Genomic DNA, 8,269 nt, shown 5'->3' on the forward strand with positions numbered 1-8,269 from the left:
TTAGACACCACAATGATCACGAAGCCCGTGCCTGCCCTGTTATGCACCCCAACCAGTCACAACCCGACCAGCCGCACGACCCCGAACTTGCAACCGCCCGTATATCGCAGGAGAGTCGTGATCAACTCGCCGTGAAATTTGCGGTGTTGTTCCCGCACCTGGACGAGCGCCAGCGCCGTCTGCTGATGGGGGCCGAGGCCCGGATCCTGGGACCGGCGGGATCCGGGCCGTCGCGCAGGCGGCCGACGTCAGCGAGACCACCGTCCGCAAGGGCGTCGGCGAGCTGGAAACGGAGGCGGAGCCGCTGGGCCGAGTCCGCCGCCCCGGCGGCTGGCGCAATAGGGCCGCCGAGGTGGATCCGGGGCTGCGACCTGCACTGTTGGCGCTGGTCGAGCCGGACATGCGCGGGGACCCGAGTCGCCGCTGCGCTGGACGATCAAGTCGACCACGAATCTCGCCGACGAACTCACCCGGCAAGGCCACCGCGTCTCGGCGGACACCGTCGGCGACCTGCTGCGCGAGGAGGGCTTCAGCCTGCAGGCAGGCGCCAAGACGATCGAGGGCACACAGCACCCGCACCGCGACGCCCAGTTCCGCTACATCAACGAGCAAGCCCGCGATCACCGGGACGCCGGGAACCCGGTGATCAGCGTGGACACCAAGAAGAAAGAGCTGGTCGGCCAGTACAAGAACGCCAGCCGTGAGTGGATGCCGAAGGGGGAACCAGTCCAGGTCAAGACACACGACTTCCTGGACCGGCACGGGCCGGGCAAGGCCATCCCGTACGGGATCTACGATGTCGCCGCGAACACCGGCTGGGTCAGCGTCGGCACCGATCACGACACCGCCGCGTTCGTGGTCGCCTCCATCCGCCGCTGGTGGCAGGCGGTCGGTCGGCACGACTACCCACAGGCCACCCGGCTGCTGATCACCGCCAACGCGGGCGGCTCCAACGGCTACCGCACCCGCGCCTGGAAGTCCGAACTCGCCGCCCTGGCTGCGGAGACGGGCCTGGACATCACCGTCTGTCACCTGCCGCCTGGGACTTCGAAGTGGAACAAGGTGGAGCACCGGCCATTCTCCCACATCTCCATGAACTGGCGCGGCAGGCCGCTGACCAGTCACGAAGTCATCGTAAACAGCATCGCTGCGACCACCCGCACTGGGCTGAAAGCCCAGGCCGAACTCGACACCCGCACCTATGACACCGGATGAAGGTCACTGACGCTGAGATCGACGCGCTGGCGATGAGCCGGCACCGCTTCCGCGGCGACTGGAACTACACCCTCCACCCTGCCGAGCCCCGTCAGGCCCCTGACCATGGGACGGGACCGGAAACCGACGGCTCGATGGCCGCCCGGCAGGCCGGGGCCCTGGACGGCCGCGGCGCCTCCTTGCTCCGCAACCCGGAACTGACCGGCATGACCATCTCGCAACTGGATGCCCTGCTCGGCGCGCTGATCCCGACGCTGGCGCAACAGCGCGAGCGAACCCGCCACGAGCGCCGGGGCAGTGAGCGGCTCCGCGCGCGAGGCGCCGGCGCCAAAGACAAGCTCTGTGACGCGGACCGGATCCTGGCCACCGTGCTCTGCCTACGCAAGATCGGCACCCATGACCTGCTCACCCAGCCCTTCGGTGTCACCAGAAGCACTCTCACACGGGGTGTCCAGGAAGTACGGCCTCTGCTGGCCGGGCACGACCACACCATCACGCCCTCGACTGCGAGATTCCGCACCCCGACGGACGTAGCCGCCCACCTCGACAAGTACGGCAGTCAGCCCGCAAGGAACATCAAACCCGCATGTTGATTCTCTGCGAGCCCTTATTCCGCCGCTGGGAGGACGACCTCGAAGCAGCAGCCGCCGGGGACGTTGCGCACCGCCGCGCTGCCGTCGTGGGCCTCGACGATGCCGCGCACGATGGCGAGCCCCAGGCCCGCCCCCGCAGGCGGCGTGCGGGCGTCGGTGCCGCGCCAGCCGGTGTCGAAGACCCGCGGCAGGTCCTCGGCGGGGACGCCGCCGCAGCCGTCGGTGACCGACAGCACGACGGAGCCCTCGGTGCGGTGGGCGGCGACCGCGACCGTGCCGTCGGCCGGGGTGCGGTGAATGGCGTTCACCAGCAGATTGGCCAGGACCCGGGTCATCTCGCGCCCGTCCACCTCGACCGGCACGGGCTCGACCCCGTCGCCGACCAGGCGCACACCGCGCTCGCGGGCGAGTGCGTCGGCACCGGCGAGGGCGTCGTCGACGAGGTCGTACACCGACATGCGGGTCGGCTCCAGGGGCAGCGCCCCCGCCTGGATCCGGGAGAGCTCGAAGAGGTCGCCGACCATGCCGCTCAGCCGCTCGACCTCCGCGCGGATGCGGCGGTGGTAGCGGGCGGGGTCCTCTGCCACCCCGTCCTCGAGCGCCTCGGTCATGGCACGCAGTCCCGCGAGCGGGGTGCGCAGGTCGTGAGAGATCCAGGCGACCAGTTCGCGCCGCGAGGCCTCCAGGGCACGCTCGCGTTCCCGCGAGGCGGCGAGTCTGGCGCTGGTGGCGGCCAGTTCACGGCCGAGCGCGGCGAGTTCGGCGGTCGGCGCGGAGGGTGGCGCCGCGAAGCCGCCGCCCTCGCCAAAGGCACGGGCGGCCTCGGCGAGCGCCCGGCTGCCCGCCACGACACGCCGACCCAGCAGCAGCGCCACCGCCAGCGACACGGCCGCCGCGATGGCGCACACCGTGGTGACCACGCCGAGGTCGTGCGAGGACAGGAACATCGCCCAGGCCACCGACAGCGTCCCCGCGAGCATCGCGCCCACGGTGACGACGGCCACGACCGCCAGGGACAGGGCGACCGAACGGTGTCGCAGCAGGCGCAGCGCCACCGCGCCGGCGACCCCGGCGAGGACCGCGCCGAGGCTGGCGTAGGCGACGATGAGCAGGAGATCACGCATCGGATGCTTCCGTCGACGACGCGTCCCCGGGCGGGTCGAAGCGGTAGCCGACGCCCCACACGGTGCTGATCAGCCGGGGGCGGGCCGGATCGTCCTCGATCTTCTCCCGCAGGCGGCGCACATGCACCGTGACCGTGGACAGGTCGCCGAACTCCCAGCCCCACACGCGGCGCATGAGCTCCTCGCGGCCCACCACCCGTCCCGGGTGCCGCAGGAAGAACGCCAGCAGGTCGAACTCGCGGATGGTCAGTGTGAGCTCCGCGCCGTCACGGGTGACCCTGCGGGCGGCCTGGTCCAGCGCGATGGCCCCGGAGCACAACAGGGCGCCGCCCCCGGCATGCGTCGCGGCACGCTGGACTCCCGCGCGGCGGAGTACCGACTCGACCCGCAGCACGAGTTCGCGGGGGCTGAACGGTTTGGTGACGTAGTCGTCCGCGCCGATCTCCAGCCCCAGGATGCGGTCGTCCTCGTCGCCGCGCGCGGTCAGCATCACCACCGGCACCTGGCCGTGCTCGGCGCGGATGCGGCGGCACACCTCCAGTCCGTCGATACCGGGCAGCATCAGGTCGAGGACCACCAGGTCGGGGCAAACGGCGGCCGCGCCGGCAAGTGCGGCGGGGCCGTCGGCGGCCCGGTCCACGGTGAAGCCGGCGCGGGTCAGATAGCCCGCCACGACCTCGGACACAGTCGGGTCGTCATCGACAACGAGAACCCGAGCGGGACGCCGAGCAGGCGCGGGAGCAGTCTTGCCGGTCACATAACGAGTCTCGCACTGTGGGCACGGGCGGGGGCGGCTCCCGTCGGGCGGACGTCCGTGTTTCGTAAGGAGTCGGTGCATGAAATGTTCGGCGTCGATTCGTAGCCTCAGAAAGGTGACTGACACCTCCCCTCCACAGGTCGACGTGATCCTTCCCTGCCTCGACGACGCCGCGGCGCTACTGTGGGTGCTGGAGCGCATCCCCGGCCGGATGACAGGCCGTCGTCGACACCGGCTCTACCGCGATCGCCGCCCGCCTCGGCGCCACCGTTGCGTATGAGTCGCGACGCAGTTTTGGCGTCGCCTGCCATCCCGATTGCTCGCCCCCGAGACGGTGAAACCACGCTTTCTTGACGATAGATGTCTGCGGAGGCTTATCCGCGAAGGCGGACAGTGCAGGATCGCAGTGCTGTGCGTGTGGCGGCCTCGGTAGACAGGCGTCAGAACTGACTCGCCAGGAGACTGTTTTGAACATGCAGGAGCAAACCTCACGATGGCCGCTGGTGGCACGAGAGTATGAGTTGAAGACTTTCGCAGCGGCATGGGCAAAACGAGACTGCCAGGGAGTGGTGATCTATGGGCCAGCGGGGGTAGGCAAGTCCCGATTCGCCGAGGAGTGCCTTTCCCAGGTCACTAGCAGTGAATTCCAGGCTGCTCGAGTGACCGCTTCAGCGGCGGCCGGGGCGGTTCCTTTGGCGGCAATCGCACATTTGATTCCGGCAGAGGTAGACTTTTCGGACCCGGTAAAGGGTTTCGCGGCGGTGGCTCGTGCACTGGCAGGACCACAACGCAATCGGCGCTGGGCAATATTGGTTGATGATCTCCACCTGTTGGATGCAACATCAGCGGTATTGTTGCGAAATTTGTTGGATGCCGGCGCGATACGACTGATCGGCACGGTGCGGTCTGGAGAATCATTTAGCGACGCTGTGGCTGTTCTAACCAGCGGACATACAGTGCAGCGGATTGAGCTGGCGGATTTTACCGAAACCCAGGTAGAGGAGGTATTGCACGCGGCGTTGAAAGCCTCGATGGGTCGCCGTACGTTGGAACGGCTATATACGACCTCAGGCGGTAATGCATTGTATTTGCGGGAACTGGTGCTAGGGGCACTGACCGCCAAAACCCTGGTCAATGATGGGGAAATTTGGGAACTGACCAAGGAAGCATCACTGACCACACCCAAACTGTACGAGCTAATAAGTGGCCGGCTAGCCTCCGCTGACTCAGAAACTCGTTCCGTGCTGGAACTTCTCGCGCTGTGTGAGCCGGTTCCTCTTGCGGATGCTCAAGCTACCTGTGGCCCGGAATTGTTGGCCGACCTAGAAGATGCAGGTTTGCTGCAAGTCGCCGTTAATGGGCAGCGCACGACCTTGTCCCTAACGCACCCACTGTATGGTGAGGTGCTACGGTCGAAAATACCTACATTGCGTCGCCGTCACCTATTGCTCGCTCAGATCGACCGAACCCAAGCCCGCGGTGCTCGACGCCGGGAAGATCTCCTATACCTTGTGGCATGGCAATTGGCCGCCACTGGAACCGCCGAGCCTGCACTTCTCATTCAGGCTGCAACGCTATCCCGTCATGCACACGACTATAAGCAGGTTGTCGCCTTTCTAGAGGCGCTGCCAGACAGTAGTCGTACATTTATCAGCTGCGTTATGCACGGCGAGGCGCTGACACAACTAGGACGGCAGTGGCAGTCGGCGGACGCGCTTTTGGCAGAAGCTGAAGCCCGAGCATCTAGGCAAGATCAACGAGTAACTGCTACCCTGAGCCGTACTTGGAATCTATTTTGGATGGGTGCGAATACCGACGAGGCCTTGCGGGTTAACGATTTGGCTCTTAAGGAAGTTACCGACGCAACGGCTCGCCATCTGTTGATCCTAAACGAGGCGTCGATGCGAATGGTATCGGGCCAGCCAACTCAAAGCCTTGCCCTATTGGAGAATTTGGAGATTAACGCCTACGACGCGCCAAATCCTGGTATTTGGTCGGTTGCGGCAAGCTGTAGGACATCAGGGCTAGCGTTCGCTGGGCGCACTGCCGAGGCGATTGCCTGGGCAGAACACTCCTATGCATCCCATCTAAAGATAAAGGAGCAGGAGGCGGTACCGCATCCGGCAACGCAGTTGACGCCTGCTATTGTTGCATTGGCGGACGCGGGGAAACTAGCAGAGGCCCGAAAAATGGCGGAACGCGTGTTTGTCGACGTCGATGCTGTTCTGACCTGGACGTTGGCAGCGTTTTTCCGAGCACGCGTGGAATGGTTGGCTGGTGATGCGGCGGCCGCCCGTCGTTCGTATGCAGATACGGTTGCACAGGCACGTGTCCATCGTTGTCAGCGGTCGCTATTCCATGCCTGGGCGGGGCTGGCCGCTGCGGCTGCGGTACTAGGCGACGTGGAAGCCGCCGAGAAGGCCCTAGCCGAAACACAAGCTTACCCACCCATGGGGTACCACACGGGTGAGAAGGATCTCGGACAGGCGTGGCTGTACGCATCCCGTGGCCAGTTGACGGAAGCCAGAGTCGTCCTATCTGCCGCCGCTACCAAGGCTCGCGACACCGGGCACGTTACCTCCGAGATGATGTTGTTGACCGATATCGCCCGCCTTGGTGGCGCCAAAGAGGTTGTCGACCGCATGACTGACCTTGCTGAATCCTGCGACGGTATTTTTGCTCCTGCTCGTCTGCACCTAGTTGCTGCCCTGGCGGCCAACGAGCCTGAGCAACTTGAAGATGCAGCCGACGAGTTGGCCAATGTCGGCGCCTTCCTGTTGGCGGCTGAGGCGACGACCACCGCTGCGTCGGCCTGGCGACAGGCGGGGCAAACCCGCCGTGCAACTGCTGCCACAAATAGGACTCAGGCCTACATGGTGCACTGTCCTGGTGTCCGTACTCCCTTGCTCGCCGCTGCTTGGGCCCCTAGCGTTCTGACTGCACGTGAACGAGAGATTGCCCTTCTTGCCGCAAATGGCAACCCTAGCAAAGATATCGCCGATATTCTTCATTTGTCGGTACGTACTGTGGATAATCACCTTCAAAAGATTTACAGTAAATTGGGTATTACGTCCCGCCGTGAACTCACTAAAATGCTGGGCAGTCATCACTTCGTTACTCATTAATACAAGCCGATGTTTCACGTGGAGAGTTTGGTGAATGGCGGACAGTGGGGCGACGGACCAAAACAGCCAGACGGTGAACCTTTACATCTTCTACGGGTGCCGGCCGAGCCCATTCTGCGGTCCCTGATCGCCCACGGCCTGTCCGGCGCAGGGCTTGATCAGGTTCCATAGGTGTCTGATCGTTAGTGATGCCTGGGATGTGGAGTACTCGCTCGGGTTCGTTGCGAATTGCTCGGGTGGTCTTGGCGATGTTGTCGGCTCCGAGGGTTTTCAGCACGCCGATGGCGAGGTTGCGGAGGGTCGCCATGGCGCGGGGTGCGGTCCCGGTGTGAACGGTGGATGCGTCCTCGGCGTGGGTGACGTCCCTGATGTGGTGCGAGGAGTTCTCGATTCCCCATTCCACCGCTCCCGACGCGGGGGGTCAGACGTTGCTGGCCGTGCATCGGCGGGCGGTCGGCCGCCGTCCGCTGTCGGTTTATGACGAGCTGACCGGCACCCGCCCCTTCACCTCAAACTCCGCGACCAAGGACGCCCGTTGAGTGAGCTGACCAGCACCCGCATCCGCACCACCGCTGCCAAGCTCGGCCTGCCGCACTTGGCCGAGGCACTGAACCACTACGTTCAGCGGGCGGACGAGGCCAAGATGGGCTACCTCGATCTGATCGACCTGGTGCTGTCCGAGGAACTCGCTGTCCGCGACGACCGCCGCTTCCGCAACGGCCTACGGCTGTCGAAGCTGCCGCACCACAAGACGCTGGAGGACTATGACTTCTCTTTCCAGCCCGAACTCGACCCCCGCAAGGTCAAGGACCTGGCCACCCTCTCCTTCGTCGAGGACAAGGCCAACGTCGCTCTGCTCGGACCGCCCGGAGTCGGCAAGACGCACATCGCCGTCGCCCTGGCCGTCGCGGCCTGCCGGGCCGGCTACTCGATCTACTTCACCAGCCTCGACGACATGGTCCGCCACCTCAAAGCAGCCGAGGACCAGGGCCGAGTGATCAGTAAACTCACCAGCTACCTCCGCCCCAGCGTCCTCGTGGTCGACGAGGTGGGATACCAGCCGCTGGAACGAGCCGAGGCCAACTTGGTCTTCCAGGTGATCTCCAAGCGTTATGAGAAGGGCTCGATCATCCTGACCTCGAACAAGACCTTCGGTGAGTGGGGCCAAGTCTTCGGCGACGAGGTCCTGGCCACCGCGATCCTCGACCGCTTTCTGCACCACTGCGAGGTCGTCCCGATCAACGGCAACAGCTACCGGCTCAAGAACCGCCTTCAGGCCATCCAGCGGGACACCGACGTGGCCTGAGCAGTGGTGCACAAACCTGCGTACACGACGGTGCACTCAAGTGGCCCTGGCAAGATTTTCGTGAAGCGGGGGTGTGCCACCGTGCGCCGGTGATGCTCCGTCACGGGTAGCGGCGTCTGAGGTGGGCCATGAGCATGACGCGGTGGCGA

5 protein-coding genes and 1 pseudogene are annotated in these 8,269 nt (G+C 65.1%); 4 read left to right on the forward strand and 2 right to left on the reverse strand.

Annotated features, from left to right (window positions below):
- Positions 1 to 41: 41 nt before the first annotated feature.
- A pseudogene (locus tag ACFV3E_RS46065) lies at positions 42 to 1,808 on the forward strand (ISAzo13 family transposase).
- Positions 1,809 to 1,822: 14 nt separating this feature from the next.
- Here the strand turns inward: ACFV3E_RS46065 and ACFV3E_RS46070 are convergent.
- Both ACFV3E_RS46070 and ACFV3E_RS46075 read right to left on the reverse strand, forming a co-directional pair.
- Positions 1,823 to 2,932 (reverse strand): sensor histidine kinase, encoded by a 1,110-nt coding sequence (locus ACFV3E_RS46070; RefSeq protein ID WP_500542459.1) that lies wholly within the window; start codon positions 2,930 to 2,932, stop codon positions 1,823 to 1,825.
- Complete coding sequence (locus ACFV3E_RS46075; protein WP_500542461.1) at positions 2,925 to 3,689, reverse strand: response regulator transcription factor; 765 nt, start codon at positions 3,687 to 3,689, stop codon at positions 2,925 to 2,927. Before ACFV3E_RS46075 ends, ACFV3E_RS46070 begins: the two co-directional genes overlap by 8 nt.
- A gap of 473 nt (positions 3,690 to 4,162) precedes the next feature.
- On the opposite strand from ACFV3E_RS46075, the gene ACFV3E_RS46080 reads away from it, so the two are divergent.
- The 3 genes from ACFV3E_RS46080 to istB all read left to right on the forward strand — a co-directional run bounded on the left by ACFV3E_RS46080 (position 4,163) and on the right by istB (position 8,120).
- The gene (locus ACFV3E_RS46080) at positions 4,163 to 6,814 is read left to right on the forward strand and encodes a helix-turn-helix transcriptional regulator (protein ID WP_500542467.1); all 2,652 of its coding nucleotides are present in this window, start codon (positions 4,163 to 4,165) and stop codon (positions 6,812 to 6,814) included.
- 335 nt (positions 6,815 to 7,149) lie between these two features.
- Positions 7,150 to 7,353 carry a hypothetical protein gene (locus tag ACFV3E_RS46085; RefSeq protein ID WP_500542463.1) on the forward strand — a complete coding sequence of 68 codons (204 nt, stop codon included), beginning with the start codon at positions 7,150 to 7,152 and terminating at the stop codon, positions 7,351 to 7,353.
- A complete protein-coding gene (istB, locus tag ACFV3E_RS46090) occupies positions 7,350 to 8,120 on the forward strand; it encodes an IS21-like element helper ATPase IstB (RefSeq protein ID WP_500542465.1) in 771 nt (256 codons plus the stop codon). The genes ACFV3E_RS46085 and istB overlap by 4 nt, the downstream gene beginning before the upstream one ends.
- Positions 8,121 to 8,269 lie beyond the last annotated feature (149 nt).

This window comes from Streptomyces sp. NPDC059718, assembly GCF_042733315.1.
Taxonomy (GTDB): Bacteria; Actinomycetota; Actinomycetes; order Streptomycetales; family Streptomycetaceae; genus Actinacidiphila.

Bases quoted from the DNA above. Each gene is read 5' to 3' on its own strand.
- ACFV3E_RS46070 (WP_500542459.1), bottom strand. From the start codon at position 2,932: ATGCGTGATCTCCTGCTCATCGTCGCCTACGCCAGCCTCGGCGCGGTC.
- ACFV3E_RS46080 (WP_500542467.1), top strand. From the start codon at position 4,163: ATGCAGGAGCAAACCTCACGATGGCCGCTGGTGGCACGAGAGTATGAG.